The following is a 23,039-nucleotide window of genomic DNA, read 5'->3' as shown; positions in this document are numbered from 1 at the left end:
CTCGTCAAAGAGAGAATGTAAAATGAAGCGCAAATACGTCCTGACTTTTGTGGGTCTCCTTGGAGTGGCGGCCCCCGCCGGTTTTTTCCTCATTTCCGAAACCACTGAACGGAAAGCCGAAGCCGCAGATCCGAGGACGGTTGCACCGCTCGTAAGGGTGGCAGAGGCGAAAAAGACTGGAACGGCGGAACGGTCGTTCACCGGGAATGTCGCTTCGCGTGTGCAGAGCAATCTCGGGTTCCGGGTTCCGGGCAAGATCGTCCAGCGGATGGTCGATGTGGGTCAGCAGGTGAGACAAGGCCAGGCCCTCATGCGCATCGATGAAACCGATCTCCAACTCGCGCTTACAGCGAAGCGCAATACGGTCATCGCAGCGCGGGCTGTCCTGATCCAGGTACAAGCAGATGAGAAACGCTATGCGGCGCTGGTGAAGAATGGATTGGCTGCAACTCCACAGCGATATGAACAGGCGAAAGCGGCCCTCGACACGGCCTCGGCCCAGCTTGCTGCGGCTGAGGCTGACGCCAAGGTCGCAGAAAATGCGGCCACCTATACGGTTCTTCTTGCAGATTCGGATGGAACAGTCGTCGAGACGCTTGGAGACCCCGGACAGGTGGTGGCAGCAGGCCAGACGGTCGTTCAACTCGCGCAGGCTGGTCCGCGTGAAGCCGTTGTTTGGCTCTCTGAGACTTTGCGGCCCGATATAGGATCCGAAGCGCTGGCAAGTGTCTACGGAGGCGATGGTCTCAGCGGAAAGGCCCGCTTGCGACAGATCTCCGATGCCGCCGATCCGCAAACCCGTACTTACGAGGCGCGCTATGTTCTCGATGGGGGCGCCGCCTCTGCCCCGCTCGGTTCGACGGTGACGATTAAAATCCTGGACGCGAACAGGCAGTCGGAGGTCGCCGTTCCGGTAGGTGCCATCCTGGACGACGGTAGCCGGACAGGCGTGTGGGTTGTCAACGCTGCCACGTCCACTGTGAAGTTTACTCCAGTCGAGATCAAACGGATCGGTGAGGAGACGGCATTTGTCACCGGTATTGGCATTGGTGAGAAGGTTGTCGCTCTGGGCGCACATCTTCTGGAAAATGGCGCAGCCGTCAGATTTGCCTCGCAGCAAGAGGCGACAAAATAATGAGTTTCAATCTCTCAGCTCTCGCGGTTCGCGAACGCGCCGTTACCTTATTCTTTATCGTTCTGTTGGCGGCTGCAGGCGTCTACGCCTTCGTCAAGCTGGGACGAGCCGAGGATCCCTCCTTCACCATCAAGACTCTGACGGTTACTTCCGTTTGGCCGGGTGCCACTGCGCGTGAAGTGCAGGATCTTGTCGCCGAGCCACTTGAGAAGCGCATCCAGGAACTCACCTGGTATGACCGTGTCGAGACAACGACCCGACCTGGCTACGCCTTCCTTACCGTGACTTTGAAGGATAGCATGCCGCCGGCCGCCGTCGAAGAGGAGTTCTATCAGGCTCGCAAGAAGCTTAGCGACGAAGCCCGAAATCTCCCTCCCGGCGTCATGGGCCCCTTTGTCAACGATGAATATTCTGATGTCAGCTTCGGCCTTTACGCATTGAAGGCGAAGGGGATGCCGATGCGCGACCTCGTACGGCAGGCGGAGGTCGTCCGTCAGGATCTCCTGCATGTCCCAGGCGTCAAGAAGATCAACATCCTCGGGGAGCGCCCCGAGCAGATATTCGTCGAATTTTCCTATGCCAAGCTCGCAACCCTCGGAATATCAGCAACGGATATCGCCGCAGCGTTGCAGAGACAGAATACCGTCACGCCCGCCGGCTCCATCGATACGCGTGGGCCACAGGTCTTCATCCGTTTCGATGGAGCCTACAACAGCGTGCAGGCGATTGCTAATACGCCGATCGTAGCGGCTGGGCGCACGCTAAAACTTTCTGACTTGGCGGATATTCGGCGCGGGTATGAAGATCCGGCGACCTACATCATCCGCCATGAGGGCGAGCCGACAATCATGCTGGGTGCCGTGATGCAACAGGGCTGGAATGGTCTTGATCTCGGCAAGGCGCTTGAAGAAAGATCTGCTGCGATCGCGCAGACACTCCCGCTGGGCATGACGCTTACCAAAGTCAGCGATCAGGCCGTCAACATTGAGGAGGCGGTCGGCGAATTTATGCTCAAGTTCGCAATGGCGCTTGGCGTCGTGCTCTTCGTAAGCCTGGTTGCCCTCGGCTGGCGCGTTGGCATTGTTGTCGCGCTTGCCGTACCGCTGACGCTCGCCGTAGTCTTCCTCATCATGCTGGAAACCGGCCGGTTCTTCGATCGTATCACGCTCGGCGCGTTGATCCTTGCGCTGGGCCTCCTCGTGGACGACGCCATCATTGCCATTGAGGTGATGGTGGTGAAGATGGAGGAGGGCATGGACCGCATCAAGGCGGTCGCCTACGCCTGGAGCCATACGGCAGCGCCAATGCTGTCGGGCACCCTCGTCACAATCATTGGTCTGATGCCCGTGGGCTTTGCAAGATCGACTGCAGGTGAATATGCCGGCAACATTTTCTGGGTCGTCGGCTTTGCGCTGATCGTTTCGTGGTTTGTTGCAGTGATCTTTACCCCATACCTCGGCGTCAAGATGTTGCCGGACATCAAGCCGGTCGAAGGTGGGCATCAGGCCATCTATGATACTCCGAACTACCGCCGCCTGCGCTCCGTCATCGAATTAGCGGTTCGCCATAAATTTATGACGTGCGCAGTGGTTGGCATCACGATGGCCGTTTCGGTCGTTGGGATGGGAAGCGTAAAACAGCAGTTCTTCCCGACATCGGATCGGCCCGAGGTGCTGGTCGAAGTTCGTATGCCCGAGGGTACGAGCATCGAAACCACGACAGCCGCAGTGGAGAAAGTCGAAGGCTGGCTGCAAACCCAGCCGGAAACAAAAATCGTCACCAGCTATGTAGGGCAGGGTGCGCCGCGCTTCTTCTTTGCCATGGCGCCCGAATTGCCCGACCCTGCCTTCGCCAAAGTCGTTGTGCTGACGCCCGATGCGCATGCGCGCGAGGCGTTGAAGCATCGTCTGCGAACCGCCGTTTCGGAAGGGCTTGTTCCTGAGGCATCTGTGCGCGTAACGCAGCTAGTCTTCGGGCCCTATACGCCATTTCCGGTCGAGTTTCGGATCATGGGACCGGATCCGGATGAACTTTACAAAATCTCCGAGCAGGCCCTGGCAATTATCAAAAGTGTGCCCGATGTCCGGCAGGCCAATCGCGATTGGGGCAACCGAACTCCAGTGCTGCGGTTTGTCCCCGATCAAGATCGGCTCAATCTGATCGGTCTCTCACCCTCTGAGGCAGCCCAGCAGATGCAGTTGCTGCTTAGCGGCATCCCTGTCACCCAGGTGCGCGACAACATCCGCAACGTGCCCGTTGTCGCCCGTAGCGCAGGTGACAACCGGCTTGATCCTTCAAGGCTTGGCGATTTCTCGCTTATGAGCAGGGATGGCCGTCAGGTCCCTCTTGATCAGATCGGGCGTTCCGAGATCCAATTTGAGGAGCCGATCCTGAAACGCCGCGACCGCACGCCGGTGATCACGATACGCTCTGACATCAACGAGGCGACGCAGCCCCCGGAGGTCTCACAGCAGGTCATGAAAGCGCTTCAGCCGCTGATCGCATCGCTCCCCGTCGGATACCGCATCGAGATGGGCGGCAACATCGAGGAATCCCTCAAGGCCAATGTCGCACTTGTCAAGATATTCCCGGCCATGATTGCAGCCATGCTGATCGTCATCATCCTCCAGGTTCGCAGTCTGTCGACAATGACGATGGTCATGTTGACTGCGCCACTCGGACTTGCCGGGGTGGTCCCCACGTTGCTTTTCTTCAATCAGCCTTTCGGCTTCAACGCCATTCTCGGATTGATAGGATTGGCAGGTATCCTCATGCGCAACACGTTGATCTTGACGGAACAAATCAAGGAAAACAAAGCTGCCGGTCTCGATGACTATCACGCCGTTATTGAAGCGACGGTGCAGCGGACGCGCCCTGTCATCCTGACTGCACTGGCTGCCATTCTCGCCTTCATACCCTTAACTCATTCGGTGTTCTGGGGATCGATGGCCTATACGTTGATTGGCGGAACGGCTGCAGGCACCGTCATGATCCTGCTCTTCCTACCAGCTCTGTATGCTGTGTGGTTCCGGATCAAGCCAACGAAAGAAGACAGCCACGGGGAAACGATTGAAGAACTGACACCACCGACGGCAATGGCCGCGGAGTAGGGCTCCCTCCGGTTTTGAGTAGTTTTCTCATGCCTACCGACGTTTGCAGAGCTTTCACCGGCTATTGTGTTCGCTGCACCGCTGATCGCAATGCGACGAGGCTTTAGCTCCTCGGGAATTTCCTTTGTTAGCTCGACGATCAGTAAGCCATTGTCGAGACGCGCATCCGTACGCTCACATGGTCCGCAAGCTCGAAGCAGTGGGTAAATGGCCGAAGCGCCAAGCGGTGGCGGGACGCAACCAGACGGGCTAAATTCGTAGGGCCAGACGACGAAAGAGCACTGAAGGTCTCGTTCTTCTGGCCCTTTCATGGCGGCTATAAGCAAGAGCAAGCGGGACGATGACGCAGACCGCCATCATCAATCCCACCATTGCCAGCGAGACGTTCATCGCACCTCCAGCTTAGGTTGCCCCACCTTACATGGCACCGACGCTCCGGCACCAGTCTCCAAGTACAACCTCAATCTCAGCAGTAGGATCACCGTCGCGCTTGAACGCCCACCAGATAAGGGCTCCCTGCCATATGCTGGCCATTTGCCAGCCCATCCGCTCGGCAAGCACAGCTTCTTTGGTCAACCGCCTGCCCAAGGACTGAGCAAGATATGTACCCCAGGCGGACCCACGTGCCCGAAGCGTCGGAGATGGCGCATGGCCAAGATTCTCGGGTACATCGCAACCAGCCTCGACGGCTTCATTGCTACAGACGAAGACAGTCTTGACTGGCTGTTCATGTATAACGACCTTGAGCTTGGAGAGTACGATTACCGCCAGTTCATCAAGCGCATCAGGACGGTTGTTATGGGTCGAGGCACCTATGACTTTCTGGAAAAAGACGGCTCTCCCTGGGCCTACGGCGAGCAGCGCGTTCTGGTTGTCACTTCTAGGCCAATTGCCGCACCGACCATTGCGGAAAATATCACGCTGGCGCCCAGGACCGTAAAAAAATTAGACAAAGGCGCTGCGTTGAAACTTGCTCAGGCAGCTCTCGCCCAAGTGGGACTGGCTGAAAAAGCGGACAATTATCCGGAACAGCTTTCGGGTGGCCAACAACAACGTGCGGCCATTGCGCGTTCGCTCGCCATGCAACCGCAGGTGATGCTGTTTGACGAAGTGACCTCGGCACTGGATCCAGAACTCACGGGAGAGGTCTTGCGCGCCATTGAGGGGCTGGCCGCAGATGGCATGACGATGATCATGGTCACGCATGAAATGAGCTTTGCACGCAAGATCGCAGACAAGGTGATCTTCATGCATCAAGGAAGAGTTCGAGAGGAAGGACCATCAGACATTTTGGTCAATCCATCAACGCCTGAACTGAAGCAATTCATTGGCAACGAACTCTAACAAGTTAATTGAACTGAGACATCAAAAAGGGAGGAGTAAAGTATGAAACTGTTGAAAATTATCGCATGGACTACCAGCATGTTAATTCTGTCCAGCGCCACTATGGCATATGCCGATGCTTACAAGGATATAATGGCCGCCAAAAAAATCCGCATATCGACGGATCTGGCGATCCCACCATCGGGCATGCTGGACACCGCTATGAAGCCTACAGGTTCCGACGTGGAGACCGCGCAACAGCTTGCCAAGGATTGGGGGCTAGAGCTGGAATTCGTCCAGACGACGGGTGCAACCCGTATACCAAACCTTCAGACCAACAAGGCTGACATTGTGATCTCGACCTTGTCCGTCACGCCGCAGCGAGCAGAAGTTATCGATTTCAGCAAGGCTTACGCGGCGTTGCAATCCGTTGTAGGTGCTCCCTCTGCTTCCGGCATAGCGAGTTGGGAAGACACCAAGGCAAATCCATATCCGTGACCCGAGGCACAACTCAGGACACCGAACTGACAGCCATGGCTGCCGAGAAGGGTTTCAAGGTGGTGCGCTATGATGACGACGCCACTCTTGTAACCGCTGCAGTCAGCGGCCAGGCTGAAATGGTTGCGACGTCGGCAACAATTGTCGGTCAGATTGCCAAGCGTAATCCGACTCTCGATTTCAAACCAAAATTCGTGATCCGCACTTTCGATCTCGCAATCGGCGTTCGCAAAGGTGAACCGGAACTACTCGGCAAGCTAAACGAATGGGTGGAAGCGAATTTGAAGAACGGCAAGCTGAATGAGATATACACGAAGTTCCATGGGACGTCTCTTCCAGAGAAGATGTTGAAGTGATCAACATAGGTGGGTGCGATTAGTGCCCACCTATGCCTCTACACCGCCGCCACAAGTGGCCGCAAACGTGCCCCTATCGCAAAATCTTGCTGTTCAACGACCACAATCGTAAGAAAGTAAAGAGAAAACGCAGGTACTTTCGATGCCTTACCCGGATTCGGAGGGCAGGGACCACAATGTTAAGGCGCGGAGCCGAGAGAGACCTGACAAACTGCACCGCAACGAATTCAATGAATTGCCTCTTTTCAAATATGCCCAGAGATCATGTTCTCGATTTGTGCTTTGAATATCGCATAATGTCTCCAATGAAAGAACTCAGGGGGCAAAACACCTCCAATGGGCGGCTTTTCCTTGGGTTCGGTTCTGTTTTTGACCGGCATTGGTGCCGACCGGTGTAATTCTTCCTTGCGCGCGACAGGCATCTGTCGTTCGGTACGCAAACCATTCTCTATCCGTGACCCTGATGCCATCCTGGCTTCGGTCACATAGTGGCGTTCGGCTTCCGGCTTCCCATTCTCCTTCAAGAGCGCGTGCGGCGCTCCAATAGGAGCAGAAAGGGGAGGGACGTTCTCGGGCGTCGTGGCCCTGAAGCGGAAATCCGCATGAGGAGCAACAAAGCCGCCATCCAAGAACCCGAGTTCGGGTAACTGTCTTGGTGTCGTTGGCATCGTGCGTGCATCAAGGGCAAGACTGTATCGGCTTGGGCGCGATCAAGCGATGCGATGCTTGCGAAACGGTCGTAAAGCCCATTCTGAGCACATCCGGTTTTGTTCTGAACACGTGTGCGAGCGGTTAGGCCTGTTTCCGTGTCAAACAGAGATCCACTGCACCCAGCGATGTCGCTTGAGGCAGGCAGTGCTGGAGCATTGTCATCGGCGGTACGCCGTAGAAGGCAGCATGCCGACTGATCCAGGACGAAAGAATTTCGTCTGCTGCCGGCGGCAGCACGATCGGCAACTGTCGGCTTGTTGTTGCTTTTTGTATCACGCGAATGCCGCGTCAGCGTCGAAATCAGGTTCCCAATTGTCGACCGCCTCGTTCGGCGGGCGACTTCGGTTAACGACCATCCACCCCGACATCGGCAACGTCGCAGGCTCGACCGATCGTGTTGAAGGTGATCGGCAACGTTCTGCCTAGAGTAAGTATCGCAATATTTGACACGTCATGCTGGCGGTTTCGGCCAATCCGCAACAAAACTTCATATAACTTCACGCACGAAGCCCCTCCCGCATGAGATTGCACGATCATCGCTCAAGATCGAGTGCTGTTCTGGCATACGTACGCCATAAGGGGATCGCAATGAATTCCGTACCTGTTGCACCGTTTAATCAAACCATACGACTGAGAATAATCCAGTGTTTGGTTGTTTCCATCGTTCCGGTTATCGCATTCTCGACGTCCGTTTGGCCGACCAGCTCGTTCGTTGCGAACACGATGACCCTCGCGGGCCAGTTGTTACTTGCCATTTGCATATTGGGACGCCTCTGGTCCATTCTTTATACTGGAGGGCGGAAAAATCGCGAGCTCGTAGTGGAAGGTCCCTATTCTGTCTGCAGAAATCCCCTCTATTTGTTTTCAACTATTGGCGCTGTGGGAATCGGGCTGATGCTGCATAGCTTCATTCTGGCTTTTTGTTTGGGAATAGCCTGCGGAATGATTTTGCGCGTGACTGCTCAAGAGGAGGCAAAATTCCTGAGATCCAAGTTCGGAAGCCTTTACGAGGCCTACGCACAATCCGTCCCCGCATTCTGGCCAGATTTCAAGCTGTATTATGAGAGCAGAGAGGCAGTATTCAACCCTGCTATTCTCAGGAGAACTTTCTTTCACGCCTTGTATTTTTTGTTGGTCATTCCCTTGGTGGAAGTCAAGCAATTCCTGGTCCAGAATGGAGTGATGACAAGTTTCTTCCGACTTTTATAATTCAAGTGCGCGCGTACCTCTAACGGATTGAACTGCGTTCAGTGGGTGGCGAACAGTTCACTCCTACGAGCTAGCTATCTGTCAGCTGGTCTATCAGGCAACTTATGTCTCTTCAACCAAGGCAGTTAGCATGTATCCGCCAAGCCGCACAGTTTTAAAGAAAACCGGGTCCTTCGCATCCTTCTCAAACTTCTTTCTCAGGCGGCTCATGTGAACATCAACGCTCCTTTCAATCGGTCCAGCCAAACCCGCATGCGAGACAGCGAGAAGCTGTTCACGGGTCAGGACGCGACCGGGGTTCCTGCAAAAGGCAAGGAGCAGATCGAACTCGTGAGTGGTCATGGGCACTCGTGCATTGCTGGGATCGTGAACCTGACGGCGCAGAGGATCAATTCTCCATCCCTCAAAGCGGTACAACTTTGGTCGCTCTCGGGTCACTGGGGCGTACGACGCGCGGCGCAGGAGCGCCCGCACACGGGTGGTAACCTCACGGGCGCTGAATGGCTTTGTCATATAATCATCCGCGCCGATTTCAATACCAAGAATTCGATCGATTTCATGACCGAGGGCAGTCAACATGAGGATCGGAACAGTGGTATCGGTCCTCAAACGACGACAAAGGCTAAGGCCGTCCTCTCCTGGAAGCATCACGTCGAGTATGATCAGATCAAACACGTTCCTCGCACGCTGCGTGTCCATCTCTGACCCGTCAGATGCGATGTCCACGATCATACCGTTTTCAGTAAGTGTATCGGCTAGTAATTTGGCGATCTGGTTATCATCTTCGACAATCAGAATTTTGCTGCCTTCGCGGGCATTTTTCATGCGGGCCGTACCTCAGGAACGTTTCTTAGAGAACACTAAGGCCAAAACTGGTCGGTGATATTTCAAAATATTAAGTTTTGTTGCAGCCAGTCTGACGTGGACGGACGGGCATAATTGTGCCACTGCCCGCAACAAAACTTAATACAAAGTAACAATTCAACTCTCCGGGCTCATTAAACGTGGGTTACTGACACTACGATGTTGCCATGCTTTCGGGCGGAGCGCTCGAACAATTGGAGCCCTATATGTATCTTTTTCCGGCTTACCTACCAACGCGGGTTGTGTTGTCGCTCGCAAGCACAGCTTTGTTCGTTGTTGCTTCCTTTCCCGCGGCCTCTTGGGCGGTGGACGTACCAGATCCTTCAGACAGCAGCTCCGTTCCGCTCCCACCCCAACCTGATCCAGCGCGATACGGCCCAATCAGGACCAAATTGCACGATTGGGAATTAACCGTAGGTGGTGGAGCTATCTATGAGCCTTCATTTGAAGGCAGCGACAAAATGGAAGTTTCTCCGATCCCTTTCGTCTCAGCCAAACTGTTTGACCGCCTTACCATAGATCCGACCGGGTTGGAGCTGGATGCCTACAGGCATGGTCCGTTCACGTTCGGACTTTTGGTCGGATACGATACTGGACGATCCGAGGATGATGGCGACCATGGTTATCTGGACGGATTGGGTGACGTTGATTTTGGGGTCAATGTTGGCGCGAAAGCAGCAGTGGAGTACGGACCAGCGGAGTTCTACGGAACGATAAACAAAACGATCGGCGGAAGTGATGGCTTGCGAGGCAAATTTGGCGTTGAGGTCACCCAGCCACTGTCACAGAGGTTCATTGTCGGACTTGATGCCTCTGTCACGGTGGCCGATGAAAATTATATGGATTCCTACTTTAGTGTGAGTAGTAATCAGGCGGCCAAATCAAGGTTCAAGGAATATAAGGCAGATGCCGGGTTTCAACGTGCTGATTTTTCTCTGACTGCTACGTATCTGGTGACGGAAAATTGGGCTGTGCGTGGCAAGGCCGGCGTCGGTCTGCTTTTGGGCGATGCAGCTGATAGCCCCATAGTTCAGACGAAAACTCAGCCGGAATTCGGTCTGTTCGTCGCCTATCGCTTCTGACTTCGAGGGCGCACGGTGGCGGTCGACCGTCGCATCGGTCACTGATCCTGACGCCAGAGTCCCAAAACACTCACGTAACAAATTTGAGTTCTGTCAAAATGACCGCTGATATAAACAGTAAAGGCCGCATATGTGTAGCGCGTCAGAGGAGTTACTGGACAGCAATGACATCGGCCTTTCACAGATTTTTTCCGCATACAATGCGCGGGCAGATCATGCTGGTAATCCTCGTCGCCATTATTCTGGTCTTTGTGATTGGCGATTGGATAGGCGTGTTCCGAAAGTACATGGGTGTGCCGGACACGGACCTGCTCTATTCCAAGGCCGAAACCATTGCGCTGCTCGTTCAAAAAACGCCAAAAGACGAACGGTCCAGTTTGATCCAATGGTCGGGGAAGGCAGGGATCCCGCTGGAGATCATCACGACCGAATCCTTGGCAAGTCGCACAGCACCGGACGCATCGTTTCCCTCGATCCGATGGATTATCGGAAAGCTGTTTCCCGCAGATAATCCCCTGTCCGCAGGTGGTCGCCAGATTATGCTCGACGGCCGGCCTGCTCTGACATTTCCGTTGGATGGCGATATGGCGGTGGTAATCAGAGGCATGCCGGACACCCTAGTGACTTCAGATGTTGTGGGTCCACTTTCGTACTACGTCCTTGCTTTCGCAATACTCTTGGGCCTTTTTTCAGTTTACGCCTCACGGGCTCTCACGGCGCCACTTGCTTCGATCACCAATCGTCTCAAAGAAGAGAAAGGTGATTATCTGGCACCCGTCTTTGAGGAGCGCGGGACTGTTGAAATGGTTGCTCTCGCGCGAGCGCTGAATGAAATGCGGGCAAGGATCAAGAAGCTGATAGAGATCCGCACGCGGCTGCTTCGAAACGTCAGCCATGATCTTCGGACGCCCTTGACGAGGGTAAGGCTGCGAATCGAAAGACTTTCGCACGAGGGCAGTGAGGCCATACTGTCCGACCTCGATCATATTGACGCTCTTATTCAAGATACGCTGGATTATATGAACAGCGCCGTAAATACGGAAATGCTTGAGCGTACCGATATTGCCAGCTTGCTGCAGACAATATGTAATGAGTATTCCGATATAGGTAAGCCAATCGCATATGAAGGTCCTGACAAGCTGATAGGTCCCTGTAAATCATTGGCTCTCACTCGCGCAGTCAACAACCTTTGTGATAACGGCATCAAATTCGCGGAGAACCTAACAGTGCGTTTGACGCATCACGGATCCCACATCCGGATCGATGTCTGCGATGATGGTCAGGGCATTGCGCCAGGTCTGCGTGATCTCGTGCTTGAGCCATTCTTCAAAGCCGACCCCGCTCGTAAGACTCTGGGTGTTCATAGCGGCTTTGGTTTGGGTTTATCAATCGTGGCTGAGATCGTTGAGGACCATAACGGCAAACTGTCCCTTTCCGACAATCAACCGCGGGGTTTGATTGTGCGTATCGAAATTCCAGCAGCTGCTTAACCAACTTTATCACCGGGGCCGACGGCACATTATTTGTGGTTTAACAGTACTGCCAAGCCCCCCGATCTACCTGATTGCTGCGCGGCCATGCCGGCGAGGATAGAGCGCCGCGCGAGGCACTTTTGCTCTTGGCGCCATTCTCACCATAAAACAGAACCTATAAGGCATCGTCGCAGGACGTTGTGTTAACAAATCGCAACACAAGTTAGCGGCGTTCCACGTTCATTCGTGCCACAAAAATTCAAACGAATTCAGGCAAGATGGGGGCGTGTCATGATGAAATTCGCGGGCAGATTTATCTTGCTGTGGCTTCTTTGTCCTCTGATAGCTGCTGCCTCGTTTCGTTTTGTGTTCGGCGGTGTTGCCACAACCATGCCGGACTTTGTCTACCATGCGCACATGCGCCCTCTCGCATTTTATTCTCACATCATTCTTGCGTCATTGGCGCTAGCGCTTGTGCCGTTTCAGTTATGGGCGGGGCTCAGAAAGAGGCGAATTCATATCCATCGCGCGTTGGGTCGCGTTTATGGAGTCGCAGTTCTCGACTCTGGAATCGGTGGTTTCTGGCTGGCAGTGACCACGCAATCGGGTGGCGTTGCGGCGTGGGGTTTCGGATTTCTAGCAATCGTTTGGATTGGCGCGACATCCTACGGTATCCTGCTTGCCATGAGAGGAAATCCGGCTGCTCATCAACGCTGGATGGTTCGTTCCGCGTCGCTGACGATGGCCGCAGTGACACTGCGGGTTTATCTGGGACTGGCAGTTGTCGCCGGCCTTTCGTACGAAGACGTAAGCGGAGTGCTCGCATGGGTATGCTGGGTGCCAAATCTTGCTGTTGCCGAGTTCATTGCGCGCCAAAGCGTTCGAAAGCGGCAGATACCGATCACCTCCGAACGTTCTATGGCCCGCTCCACCTTTCTCGATCCTAGTAAGACACCGTCAGGTTTTGAAGATCCGCAGTGTCTCGAAAGCAACGCCTGCGATCGCCCAGAACGACCGCCTCTGGCGGGCGCGTAGCGGACATTCACCAAAGTCCGCTTAGCGCCCGCGCTTGAGAATCACAGAAAATGGAATGGTGACGAAAGATCGGTTTTCACACCATGCGGGGCTCTGGTATATCGGGCTAGCTTGCCCGGTATGCCCATGTTCCCGTTCTGTGCGTCGAAAATCGCATATTGGCTCATCCGGAACAGCAGGTTGTGGACGCCACGACGCACACACTGCTGGGTTGGTGAGAGCACAATGGCGGGGCGGAATCGGCGCGGGCGGTGGAGCAAGTTCGAAAGCAGACAGTCATGCCGCGTCCGAGACGCGGCATGACCTCGGCGCTGCTATCCCGCCGGCTCCAACGCCGCGCAGGCCTGTCCGTCGTCGCAATCGCCGGCAAGGCTCTTCTGGCCAAGCGCCACGATCGCCACCGCAATAGTGCCCGCCGCCACCGAGGCCCAGAAGCCATTCTGCGAACCATAGGTGTCGACCACCCAGCCCGAGACGAAGGCGCCCAGCGCCATGCCGATGCCGATGCCGGTCATCACCCAGGTCACGCCCTCCGTCAGCATCGATTCCGGCACGCGACGTTCAATTAGCCCGAAGGCAGTTATGAAGGTCGGTGAAATAGCTATGCCGCTAACGAAGACGGCGATGGCAAGCAGGGTCACCGAGCTGCCGGCGACGAGCAGCGGCAACGAGGTCAGCGCGATTGCCACGACCGCAATCAGTAGCTGACGGTGCAGGGCCATGCGCGGGTTAAGCGCTCCGAGGATCAGGCCTACCACGAAGGAGCCGACGGCATAGACGCCGATCACCAGGCTCGCGGCATTTGGCTGCCCGAGCTCCTTGGTGATCGCAACAGCACTCACTTCAGCCGTTGCAAAGATCGAGCCGACGAAGATCAGTGCGAGCGTGATGACCTGTACCGGACGCTGCCGAATCGCCGAGCCAACCGAAACGGCATTGGCGACGTGACGCACCTTCGGCTCGGTGCCGCGCTGCACAATGAAGGCGGCCGTTCCGAGCGCTAGGAAAGCTGTGCTTACCATCATGCCAGCTTCAGGAAATAATGCCACAGCGAGCCCCACCGACAGCGAGGCCCCGGCGATATAAACCAGCTCGTCCGCTGCGCTTTCAAACGCGAAAGCCGTGTTGAGCTCGGGCCGGTTGCGGAAAAGCTCCGTCCAGCGCGCCCGCATCAACGCCGGAATGCTTGGCATGGCGGCGGCGAGGAAGGCCGAAACGAACAGCGTCCAGACCGGCCAGTTCTGGTTGGTCGCCGTAATCAGCGCGATGAACGCCGCTACCGACACGGCAGTGGTCGGCACGACCACCGCCGTCTGGCCAACCCGGTCTACCGCCCGCGAAATCTGTGGCGAAATCAGCGCGTTGGTTAGCGCGTAGGTCGCCGAAACCGCGCCGGCGAGCCAGTATTCGCCATGCGTTTGGGAGAGCATTGCGACAATGCCGATCGGCGCCATGGCGATGGGAAGGCGCGCGAAAAAGCCGGCTGCGGAGAAGCCCTTGGCCCCAGGCGCCGCGAATATCTCTTTATACGGATTTGACATGGGACAGTCCTTTCAGGTATCCAATGGACAGCATGCATACGCAGCGTATGTAAATGATAATTGCATACGTCGCGTATGTCAAATGAAAAGACGCCGCGTATGTCAAAAGGAGACAAGATGGCCAAGCCGCGACAGGAGATGATCGCTGAGACCCGCGCAAAGCTCATCGCAGCCGGTCGGAATGCCTTCGGCACAATTGGCTATGCGGAAGCATCCATGGATGATTTCACCGGTGAGGCCGGCCTCACTCGCGGAGCCCTCTACCACCATTTCGGCGACAAGAAGGGTCTGCTCCAAGCCGTGATCATGGAAATCGACGCGGAAATGACCGAACGCCTCAACAAGGTCTCGGCATCAGCCCCCACCCGCTGGCAGGGTTTCGTCGACGAATGCGCCGCCTATATCGAAATGGCGCTCGAGCCCGAGATCCAGCGCATCATGTTCCGCGATGGCCCCGCGGTGCTGGGCGACATCTCGCAATGGCAAAACACCCCCGGCTGCATCGCCGCCCTCTCCCGCAGCATTGACTGCCTCAAGGCTGACGGCGAGATGATCGACATTGAGACCGAAACCGCAGCCCGCCTCATCAATGGCGCCAGCAGCCACATGGCTCTGTGGATCGCCAATGCAGAGAAGCCCGAGGCAGTGTCGAAAGTGGCGGTGACGGGGTTTAAGGCGATGCTGGAAGGGCTTCGCAAACGGCTGACGCCGTAAGCAGTCGGGAGAACCTCAAGCCTCGGCCGAGCTCCGGTACAGTCGCTAAGGCGGGAATGCTTCCGGACTATCAATGCCCGGATTTTGCCATGGCTCTCTCATTTACCACAGCAGGGTCTCGACGCGGCCATCGCCGCATCCATTGAGCCTAAAACGACAAAGATGAGCAATCTGATTTTGCTCTCATTCAATGGCATATGTTGGCACCCAGATTGTTGCAATATGCGCATTTGGTCAGAATGCCAACAATTTCGCCGGATTCAGGCGACCGCTGAGGAACCCTAGTGGACGCCAGAAAACAAAAAGCCCGGAAAACCGGGCCTTTTGTATAACTTCGGTACCGTATTGGACGGTGTGAAATGGGAATGTGGTGCCCAGAAGAGGACTCGAACCTCCACGCCTTGCGGCACACGGACCTGAACCGTGCGCGTCTACCAATTCCGCCATCTGGGCAGCGGGGTTCCATGTAAGGGGCGCTTCAGAGTCTGTCAATCCATTTGCCGGGGAATTCGTCAGCGATCGTCAGCTTCATGCCATGCCGGCCTGCAAACAGCGTTCTTCTGCGCTCCGGTGCTCGAAAACCATCGTTTTCGCCTGAATCTCAACAGACCTTGCGTGCCCGCCGGTCAGCCCTCGAGAACTTCCTTGGAAGCGACTGTCGAATCCGCGTTGAGCTTGTAGACGATCGGAACGCCAGTCGCGATCTCCTGCGCGACGATCTCCTCACCCGTCAGGCCCTCCAGCGCCATGACCAGCGAGCGCAGGGAATTGCCATGTGCAACAATGAGCACATTCTCACCGCGCAGAACATGCGGCTGCACGTCGTGCATGTAGTATGGCCAGACGCGCGCACCAGTATCGCGCAGGCTTTCGCCGCCGGGCGGCGGGACGTCATAGGAGCGGCGCCAGACGTGCACCTGCTCCTCGCCCCATTTGACGCGGGCATCGTCCTTGTTGAGGCCGGACAGGTCGCCATAGTCGCGCTCGTTCAAGGCCTGGTCGCGGATTGTTTCAAGGCCGGTCTGGCCGATCTCTTCGAGAATGTGATCGAGGGTCGCCTCGGCGCGCGAGAGCACCGACGTAAAGGCGATGTCGAAATGCAATCCCATGGCCCTCAGCCGCTGGCCGGCATCCTTGGCTTCTTCGTGGCCGAGCTCGGTCAACGCGGGGTCGCGCCAGCCGGTGAAGAGGTTCTTCAAATTCCATTCGCTCTGGCCATGGCGGACAAGGACGAGGGTTCCGGACATTGCAAATTCTCCTGTTGATCGAAGCTATTGATTGAGGCCGAGAACGTCGGCCATGGAATAAAGGCCAGGTTTGCGGCCTCTGCCCCAAAGCGCTGCCTTGACGGCACCGCGCGCGAATATCGTGCGGTCTTCTGCATGGTGCGAGAGGGTGATGCGCTCGCCCTGGCCGGCAAGGATGACGGAATGGTCGCCGACGACGGAGCCGCCGCGCAATGCGGCAAAACCGATCGCGCCATTTTCGCGTGCGCCGGTATGACCGTCGCGCACCCGGACGCTGTGCTGGCCGAGCCCGATGTCGCGGCCTTCGGCAGCGGCTTCGCCGAGCAGCAATGCGGTGCCCGAGGGCGCATCGACCTTGTGCTTGTGGTGCATTTCCAGAATCTCGATATCGAAATCATCCGCGCCGAGCGCACGCGCCGCCTGTTTGACGAGGACGGCGAGCAGATTGACGCCAAGACTCATATTGCCGGATTTGATGACGACCGCATGACGGGCGGTTGCGGCAATCTTTGCATCGTCGTCGCTTGTGCAGCCGGTCGTGCCGATGACGTGGACGATACGTGCCTGTGCCGCCAGCTCGGCAAACGCCACACTCGCAGCTGGCGTCGTGAAATCGAGCACACCCTCGACGCCGGCAAACGCTGCGGCCGCGTCATCCGTGATCGAAACGCAAAGATTGCCGACGCCGGCAAGTTCACCCGCATCACTGCCGATATGGGGTGAGCCGGGCCGTTCAATGGCTCCGGCAAGTATCGCGCCAGAGGTGGCGTGGATGACGCGGATCAGCGTCTGGCCCATGCGCCCCGCTGCGCCGACCACGGCGAGTTTCATTGGCGTCGTGGGCTGTTCCGCTGGGCTCATTCGGCTGGTCTCGCTATTCGATGGGGCATTTCTTCGCTGTCATCGACGATGGGCGACTCTTCCTTGCCCTGCAATTGGTAGAAGCGGGCATAGACCCCGTTGGGACGAGCGAGCAACGTCTCGTGCACGCCTTCCTCCACGACGCGTCCGGCCTCCATGACAACGATATGGTCGGCGTTGACGATGGTCGACAGGCGGTGGGCGATGACGATGGTGGTACGCCCTTGCATGACGCGCTCCAGTGCCTGCTGCACGCGCTTTTCCGATTCATTGTCGAGCGCGGATGTCGCCTCGTCGAGAAGCAGGATCGAAGCGTCGCGGACGATGGCACGGGCGATGGAAAGGCGCTGGCGCTGGCCACCGGAAAGGGTCACGCCGTTCTCGCCGACCTCCGTGCCGTAGCTCTGCGGCTGCTGGCGGATGAACTCATCGGCGTTGGCGAGCTTCGCGGCCTCGATGATGTCCTCATCGGTGGCATCCGGCCGGCCGTAGCGGATATTGTCGGCGATCGTTCCTTCGAAGAGATAGGGCTGTTGCGAGACATAGGCGATCGACTGGCGCAGCGAGCGCTTGCTGACATAGGCGATATCCTGCCCATCGACGAGGATACGCCCGCCATTGATATCGTAAAAGCGCTGGACGAGGCCAATCAACGTCGATTTTCCGGCGCCGGAAGCGCCGATGATGGCTGTGGTCTTGCCGGCTTCGGCCGTGAAGCTGATGCCATGCAGCACCGGCACGCCATTGCCATAGCTGAAGGTGACATTGTCGAATTGCACCTCGCCGCTCTGTACGGTGATCGGCACGGCGCCGATGCTGTCCGCCTGGCGCGGCTCGATGTCGAGGATCTCGTAAATCATGCGGGCATTCACAAGCGAACGTTCGAGCCCAACCTGGACACGCGCCAGCCGGCGCACGGGATCATAGGCAAGGAGCACCGCCGTCATGAAGCCGAACATGGCGCCGGGTGGCTCGGCATTATAGACAGCGCGGTAGCCCGTGTAGATGATCATCGAGGCGATGGCGATGCCGGCGATGAGTTCGGTGATCGGCGTCATACGCTCCGAAACGCGTGCTATCTTGTTGGCCCGCTCCTCGGCCCGCTTGATCAGCGCGCTGATCTTGATGCGCAGCTGGTCTTCCATGGTGAAGGCCTTGACGATGGCGATGCCCTGCGTCGCTTCCTGCATGGCCCCGAGCAGGTGCGAGTTCAACGTCACGGATTCACGATGGATGCTGCGCAGCCGTCTCGCCAGATAGCGGACGACAAGTATCAGCGGCGGCCCGACGAGTAGCGCGATCAGCGACAGGAATGGATCGAGCAGAACCATGCTCACGATGAGGGCGATCAGCGTGGGTACGTCCTTGGCAATGGTCGTGACGACGATATCCAAAAGCTCGCGCACGCCGCCGACATTCTGGTTGATACGGGCGGCAAGCTGGCCAGAGCGGGTATCATGGTAGAAGTCGAGGCCGAGCTTCATCAGGTGATCGAAGACACGGGCTTGATAACGCGCGACGATGTTGTTGCCGATTCTCGCCATGGTCACGGACTGGACGTAAGTCGCGATGCCACGAATGACGAAAGCACCAAGAATGCCGAGACTGATTGGGAGTATGAGGTCTTCGCGGCGTTCGTAATAGATCTTGTTGATCACGTCCTTGAAGATATAGGCGACGAAAGCCGTCGTGCAGGCAACCGCAAGCATGGCGACGATGGCAATGGCATAGGAAGAGCGGTGATCGCGGACATTTTCGCCAAGAACCCGGCCGATGACGCGCTTCGCCTCGGATGGATCGATTTTCTTTTTCCTGGTCTGTTCGCTCATTACAGGCGGCAACTCGCTGGTACTGAAAAATCCGGCAAGGCATTGCTCTTGCCGCTTATTCAGTCCCTATAGCGTTATTGATCCGGCTTGCCTATCGGTTTTGGCCGCGGTTTCGCAGGGAGTAGACGAGTGTTGCTCTTGTGCCGACCCTGGATTTAGTCGCGCCGCCAGCGCCGTCCTTCAATGGAAACCCCAAAGCGGGTCGGTGTGCGCGCGAACGCGGATAGGCCGCTGAGCGCCGCGAGCGGATGCGTGATGACATAAACCGGCGTCTCACGCAGGATATCTCCATGCGGCGCCTTGTCTTCGAAAGCCTGGCGGAACGTCGGATCCTTCAATGGCTCGATAATCTTCTGGACGATGCCGCCGGCAAGGTAAACACCGCCGCGGGCCATGAATGTCAGGGCGAAATCACCGGCAAGCCGGCCGAGATAGGTCACGAACAATGCCAACGTTTCCTTGGCTTCCGCAGATTCTCCGGAAAGGCCGGCCGAAGTGATGTCGGCGGGCGTCTGCAGTGTCGCATCGGTACCTGCAACCTTGCAGATTGCGCGATAGATATTCTGCAGACCACGGCCGCAGAGCAGTTGTTCGCCCGAAATGCGTCCCTCGATATGCTCGAGATGCGGGAAGATTTCGAGATCGCGTGGCGTGCGCGGCCCCATATCCACGTGGCCGCCTTCTCCCGGAACCGGAACCCAGCTCGAACGTGCGCGGACCATGCCGGCGACGCCAAGGCCGGTGCCGGGTCCGAGCACGGCGCGGCTGCCATGCGGATCGCCTGCGCCACCGCCAAGTTTTTCCAGATGCTTGGGTTCTAGCGAGACGACGGCGAGCGCCTGCGCTTCGAAATCGTTGAGCACGGTAATGTCGCGAAGGCCGAGCGTCTCCATCATCTGGTGCGGCTTGACCACCCAGGCGCAATTGGTGAGATCGATTTCGTCGCCTTCGACCGGTCCGGCGATGGCGAGGACGGCCGAACGCGGCTGGATCGAGGTATGGTCGAGAATTGCGTTCTGGATCGCCTCGTCGATAGTCGGATAATCGGCGGTCTGCAGAACCGGAAATTCCTTCGGGTCCGCATAGGCGTCGACCAGAATGGCAAATCGCGCATTGGTACCACCGATGTCACCAACCAGGATCGGAAACTTCATGATGTGGTCGGTATCTGCCTGTGTAACCATTATCGCTTCCCTGTTTTAGTGTTACTGCGATCTTTGCGTGTCCTAGGGAGCACGCGGCGCAGTAAGTGTATTTTCCGCTGCGTCATCGCGCAGCAAACCTCTCTTTTGCACCAGAACCTCGGCAGTCGCCCGGTTCAAGGCCATCGGAATATCGTAGACGCTCCCGAGCCGCATTAGCGCCTTGACGTCGACATCATGCGGCATGGGAGACAGCGGGTCGACAAAGAAAATCAATCCGTCGATCTTTCCCTCGGCAATCAATGCACCGATCTGCTGGTCGCCGCCGAGCGGTCCGCTCTTGACTCGCGTGATGGTCAGCGAAGGACAGGCTTCCTGAACGAGCCCGCCTGTCGTGCCCGTGGCAACGATCGTGCAAGGTGCAAGCAACCTTTCATAGGTGCGAGCAAAATCCACCATGTCGTCCTTTTTCTGATCATGCGCTATCAGCGCGAGGCGAAATGGTTGTGTCATGAAAACTCTGTATCGGGTCCAACCCTAAATCGATTGAAACCCTATACTCAATTCATGCCAGCATGAAAAGACCAAGACGAAAAAAGACCTGGGCTGCAAACGGTGGTTGCAGCGCCTATTGGCCCTGAACCGGTAGGTTGTCGGGCACCTCTTCGTCGTCCGGTTCCGCGACCGAAGCGGGCGGATTTCCGACCGACGCAGGCTGGGCCGCCTTGCCACGCACGCCATAGGTCACTTCCTCGACAGATTTCGGGCCGGGCGCTTCCAAAACCTGCGCGCACTGTTTCGGCAGAGCAGACAGCATCATGACCTTTGGCTTGACCGGCTTCTTCGGCGGCGGCGCCTTTCTCCATGGCTCATCGGTAAACCACCAGGCAAGGGGCTTGCCGCATCCATCATCATTGCCCGTCGGTTGCTGCGGCGTGCAATTGGGTGAACCCGGCTGGCATTTTATGCGGATATGGAAGTGGTAGAAATGGCCCCAATAGGGGCGAACCTTGGCAAGCCAGCTGCGATCACCCTGAACCGTGTCGCACAGTTGCTTCTTGATGCCGGGATGGACGAATATACGCTCGACCTCCGGATAAGTAGCGGCCGTCTTCAACAGGGCCGTGCGCGAGGCGGTCCATTTTTGCGGATCGACATAGAGTGTGTCGCCCTTGAGCATCGAGGTTGCGGAAACGGTTTCGCGCTCCTGATCGGTGAAGCGCCGCTTCGGCATCGGTGTCAGCCAGATATCGGCATCGAGGCCGATCTGGTGCGACGCATGGCCGGTGATCATCGGTCCGCCGCGTGGCTGCGAGATATCGCCGATCAGCAATCCGTTCCAGTTCGCCTTGACGGCGGCGTCGCGCGACAGTCTTTCGATCAGCCTGATCATGTAGGGATTGCCCCAGCGGCGATTGCGCGACAGACGCATGACCTGCCAGGTCGGACCGTCGGTCGGAAGGGCAACGCCACCGGCCAGGCAGCCCTTGGCATAGAAACCCACGGATTGCGCCTTGCCGACGGTGGGCAAGGTCTGCCCCCCGAACAATTGCTTGGCGGGACCGTCGACCGCCACGGCATCGACGGCGTTGGTAAGCGAAATGAGCAAGCCGAGCGCGAGACGCAACAGGGGTTTCGATGTCATGATTGCCATTCCCACAAGTGACCGCGATAAATTGAGTCGCCGATCCGGGCTTTATGATGGCCAGATTCGCGGCAAAGTCGCAATATAGTACGGTGAACAACTGCGAATCGAACGGAGCGTCCCATGAGAGCTGTCTTTTTCGAGCAATTCGGCGAGACGCCCGATGTGCGGACGGTTGAAGATCCCTCGCCAGCGACAACGGGCGTCGTCATCAAGGTCGAGGCGACAGGCCTGTGCCGCAGCGACTGGCATGGCTGGATGGGGCACGATGCCGATATCGTCCTGCCGCATGTGCCGGGACACGAACTGGCCGGGACCGTGCAGGCTGTCGGCAAGCATGTCACCCAATGGAAGATCGGTCAGCGCGTCACCGTGCCCTTCGTCGGCGGCTGTGGCCATTGTTTCGAGTGCAATTCCGGCAACCATCAAGTCTGTGAAAACCAGTTCCAGCCTGGGTTCACTGCCTGGGGTTCCTTCGCGGAATATGTCGCGGTGGATTTTGCCGATACCAATCTTGTCGCGCTGCCCGATACGCTGGATTTTGCCACGGCGGCAAGTCTTGGCTGCCGCTTCGTTACCTCGTTTCGTGCTGTGGTCGATCAGGCAAGGGTCAAGCCGGGTGAATGGGTGGCGGTGCATGGCTGCGGCGGCGTTGGTCTTTCGGCGATCATGATCGCGACGGCGATGGGTGCCAATGTTATCGCCATCGACCTGACCGAAGAGAAGCTTGCCTTCGCCCGCGAGCTTGGCGCTGTTGCGACGATAAATGGTCGCGAGACGCAGGATGTGGTCGGTGCTGTGCGGGAAATCACCAAGGGCGGTGCGCATGTCTCCATCGACGCGCTCGGCCATCCTTCGACCTGTTTCAACTCCATTGCCAATCTGCGCCGCCGCGGCCGGCACGTGCAGGTGGGGCTGATGCTCGGTGACCACGCGCATTCGCCGATCCCGATGGACAAGGTCATCGCGCATGAGCTTGAGATTTATGGCAGCCACGGCATGCAGGCATTCCGCTACAAGGCGCTGATGGACATGCTTGAAACGGGCAAACTGCATCCGCAAAAGCTGATCGGCAAGGAGATCACGCTGGATGAAGCCCCCGCCGCGCTAATGGCGATGGACCGCTTCGGGGGACTGGGGATCAACGTGATAACGCGGTTCTAGAGACCTTTGCCAATCCATCCTGACGGGCATCCCATGCGATTTTCTGCGCTTCCGGTGCTCATGGACCCAAAAGTCCACTGCGCTCCGGTTCTCGAAAACGG

At 57.2% G+C, this 23,039-nt stretch carries 19 protein-coding genes, 1 tRNA gene and 1 pseudogene; 10 read left to right on the top strand and 11 right to left on the bottom strand.

Annotated features, from left to right (window positions below):
• Window positions 1-22: 22 nt before the first annotated feature.
• The 4 genes and pseudogenes from PHA01_RS24755 (at window position 23) to PHA01_RS24735 (ending at window position 6,422) form a co-directional block, all read left to right on the top strand.
• Window positions 23-1,135: an efflux RND transporter periplasmic adaptor subunit gene (locus PHA01_RS24755; RefSeq protein WP_271898941.1), complete on the top strand. Its 1,113-nt coding sequence runs from the start codon at window positions 23-25 to the stop codon at window positions 1,133-1,135.
• The gene (locus tag PHA01_RS24750; protein WP_271898940.1) at window positions 1,135-4,245 is read left to right on the top strand and encodes an efflux RND transporter permease subunit; all 3,111 of its coding nucleotides are present in this window, start codon (window positions 1,135-1,137) and stop codon (window positions 4,243-4,245) included. The genes PHA01_RS24755 and PHA01_RS24750 overlap by 1 nt, the downstream gene beginning before the upstream one ends.
• A 648-nt stretch (window positions 4,246-4,893) precedes the next feature.
• A complete protein-coding gene (locus PHA01_RS24740; RefSeq protein ID WP_271898939.1) occupies window positions 4,894-5,589 on the top strand; it encodes an ATP-binding cassette domain-containing protein in 696 nt (231 codons plus the stop codon).
• A 42-nt stretch (window positions 5,590-5,631) separates the two neighbouring features.
• A pseudogene (locus PHA01_RS24735) lies at window positions 5,632-6,422 on the top strand (transporter substrate-binding domain-containing protein).
• Window positions 6,423-6,667: 245 nt separating this feature from the next.
• Here PHA01_RS24735 and PHA01_RS24730 read toward each other — a convergent pair.
• Entirely contained in the window at window positions 6,668-7,090 is a 423-nt protein-coding gene (locus PHA01_RS24730; protein ID WP_271898938.1) for a hypothetical protein, read from the bottom strand.
• A gap of 124 nt (window positions 7,091-7,214) precedes the next feature.
• Window positions 7,215-7,370, bottom strand: coding sequence for a TniQ family protein (locus PHA01_RS29500; protein WP_417021035.1), 156 nt, complete (start codon window positions 7,368-7,370; stop codon window positions 7,215-7,217).
• 351 nt (window positions 7,371-7,721) lie between these two features.
• Here PHA01_RS29500 and PHA01_RS24725 point away from each other — a divergent pair, with 351 nt between their 5' ends.
• Window positions 7,722-8,342 carry a methyltransferase family protein gene (locus PHA01_RS24725; protein ID WP_271898937.1) on the top strand — a complete coding sequence of 207 codons (621 nt, stop codon included), beginning with the start codon at window positions 7,722-7,724 and terminating at the stop codon, window positions 8,340-8,342.
• 102 nt (window positions 8,343-8,444) lie between these two features.
• Here PHA01_RS24725 and PHA01_RS24720 read toward each other — a convergent pair whose 3' ends face one another.
• The gene (locus PHA01_RS24720) at window positions 8,445-9,167 is read right to left on the bottom strand and encodes a response regulator transcription factor (protein WP_271898936.1); all 723 of its coding nucleotides are present in this window, start codon (window positions 9,165-9,167) and stop codon (window positions 8,445-8,447) included.
• 245 nt (window positions 9,168-9,412) lie between these two features.
• Here PHA01_RS24720 and PHA01_RS24715 point away from each other — a divergent pair, with 245 nt between their 5' ends.
• The 3 genes from PHA01_RS24715 (at window position 9,413) to PHA01_RS24705 (ending at window position 12,795) form a co-directional block, all read left to right on the top strand.
• Window positions 9,413-10,288: a MipA/OmpV family protein gene (locus tag PHA01_RS24715; protein WP_271898935.1), complete on the top strand. Its 876-nt coding sequence runs from the start codon at window positions 9,413-9,415 to the stop codon at window positions 10,286-10,288.
• Between the two features lie 164 nt (window positions 10,289-10,452).
• A complete protein-coding gene (locus PHA01_RS24710) occupies window positions 10,453-11,778 on the top strand; it encodes a sensor histidine kinase (RefSeq protein ID WP_271898934.1) in 1,326 nt (441 codons plus the stop codon).
• Window positions 11,779-12,051: 273 nt separating this feature from the next.
• A complete protein-coding gene (locus tag PHA01_RS24705; protein ID WP_271898933.1) occupies window positions 12,052-12,795 on the top strand; it encodes a DUF2306 domain-containing protein in 744 nt (247 codons plus the stop codon).
• A gap of 314 nt (window positions 12,796-13,109) precedes the next feature.
• Here PHA01_RS24705 and PHA01_RS24700 read toward each other — a convergent pair whose 3' ends face one another.
• The gene (locus PHA01_RS24700) at window positions 13,110-14,336 is read right to left on the bottom strand and encodes an MFS transporter (RefSeq protein WP_271898932.1); all 1,227 of its coding nucleotides are present in this window, start codon (window positions 14,334-14,336) and stop codon (window positions 13,110-13,112) included.
• Between the two features lie 117 nt (window positions 14,337-14,453).
• On the opposite strand from PHA01_RS24700, the gene PHA01_RS24695 reads away from it, so the two are divergent.
• Window positions 14,454-15,050 carry a TetR/AcrR family transcriptional regulator gene (locus PHA01_RS24695; protein WP_271898931.1) on the top strand — a complete coding sequence of 199 codons (597 nt, stop codon included), beginning with the start codon at window positions 14,454-14,456 and terminating at the stop codon, window positions 15,048-15,050.
• A gap of 368 nt (window positions 15,051-15,418) precedes the next feature.
• On the opposite strand, the gene PHA01_RS24690 is transcribed toward PHA01_RS24695, so the two are convergent.
• From PHA01_RS24690 to mepA, 7 genes are all read right to left on the bottom strand, one after another.
• A tRNA-Leu gene (locus PHA01_RS24690) sits at window positions 15,419-15,503 on the bottom strand.
• Window positions 15,504-15,676: 173 nt separating this feature from the next.
• The gene (locus tag PHA01_RS24685; RefSeq protein ID WP_271898930.1) at window positions 15,677-16,297 is read right to left on the bottom strand and encodes a 2,3-bisphosphoglycerate-dependent phosphoglycerate mutase; all 621 of its coding nucleotides are present in this window, start codon (window positions 16,295-16,297) and stop codon (window positions 15,677-15,679) included.
• 24 nt (window positions 16,298-16,321) lie between these two features.
• Window positions 16,322-17,128 carry a 4-hydroxy-tetrahydrodipicolinate reductase gene (gene dapB, locus PHA01_RS24680; RefSeq protein WP_271898955.1) on the bottom strand — a complete coding sequence of 269 codons (807 nt, stop codon included), beginning with the start codon at window positions 17,126-17,128 and terminating at the stop codon, window positions 16,322-16,324.
• Window positions 17,129-17,154: 26 nt separating this feature from the next.
• A complete protein-coding gene (locus PHA01_RS24675; RefSeq protein WP_271898929.1) occupies window positions 17,155-18,987 on the bottom strand; it encodes an ABC transporter ATP-binding protein in 1,833 nt (610 codons plus the stop codon).
• Window positions 18,988-19,142: 155 nt separating this feature from the next.
• A complete protein-coding gene (locus tag PHA01_RS24670) occupies window positions 19,143-20,171 on the bottom strand; it encodes a glucokinase (protein ID WP_271898928.1) in 1,029 nt (342 codons plus the stop codon).
• A gap of 42 nt (window positions 20,172-20,213) precedes the next feature.
• On the bottom strand, window positions 20,214-20,642 hold the full coding sequence (locus PHA01_RS24665; RefSeq protein ID WP_271898927.1) for a methylglyoxal synthase: 429 nt from the start codon (window positions 20,640-20,642) through the stop codon (window positions 20,214-20,216).
• A gap of 115 nt (window positions 20,643-20,757) precedes the next feature.
• The gene (gene mepA / locus PHA01_RS24660; RefSeq protein ID WP_271898926.1) at window positions 20,758-21,774 is read right to left on the bottom strand and encodes a penicillin-insensitive murein endopeptidase; all 1,017 of its coding nucleotides are present in this window, start codon (window positions 21,772-21,774) and stop codon (window positions 20,758-20,760) included.
• 123 nt (window positions 21,775-21,897) lie between these two features.
• Between mepA and PHA01_RS24655 the strand changes: the two genes are divergently transcribed.
• The gene (locus tag PHA01_RS24655) at window positions 21,898-22,938 is read left to right on the top strand and encodes a zinc-dependent alcohol dehydrogenase family protein (protein ID WP_271898925.1); all 1,041 of its coding nucleotides are present in this window, start codon (window positions 21,898-21,900) and stop codon (window positions 22,936-22,938) included.
• Window positions 22,939-23,039 lie beyond the last annotated feature (101 nt).

It is taken from the genome of Candidatus Phyllobacterium onerii (assembly GCF_028331445.1).
Classification (GTDB): domain Bacteria; phylum Pseudomonadota; class Alphaproteobacteria; order Rhizobiales; family Rhizobiaceae; genus Phyllobacterium; species Phyllobacterium onerii.
The sequence above is the reverse complement of the archived record's forward strand: the minus strand, read 5'-3'. Positions and strand labels throughout refer to the sequence as shown.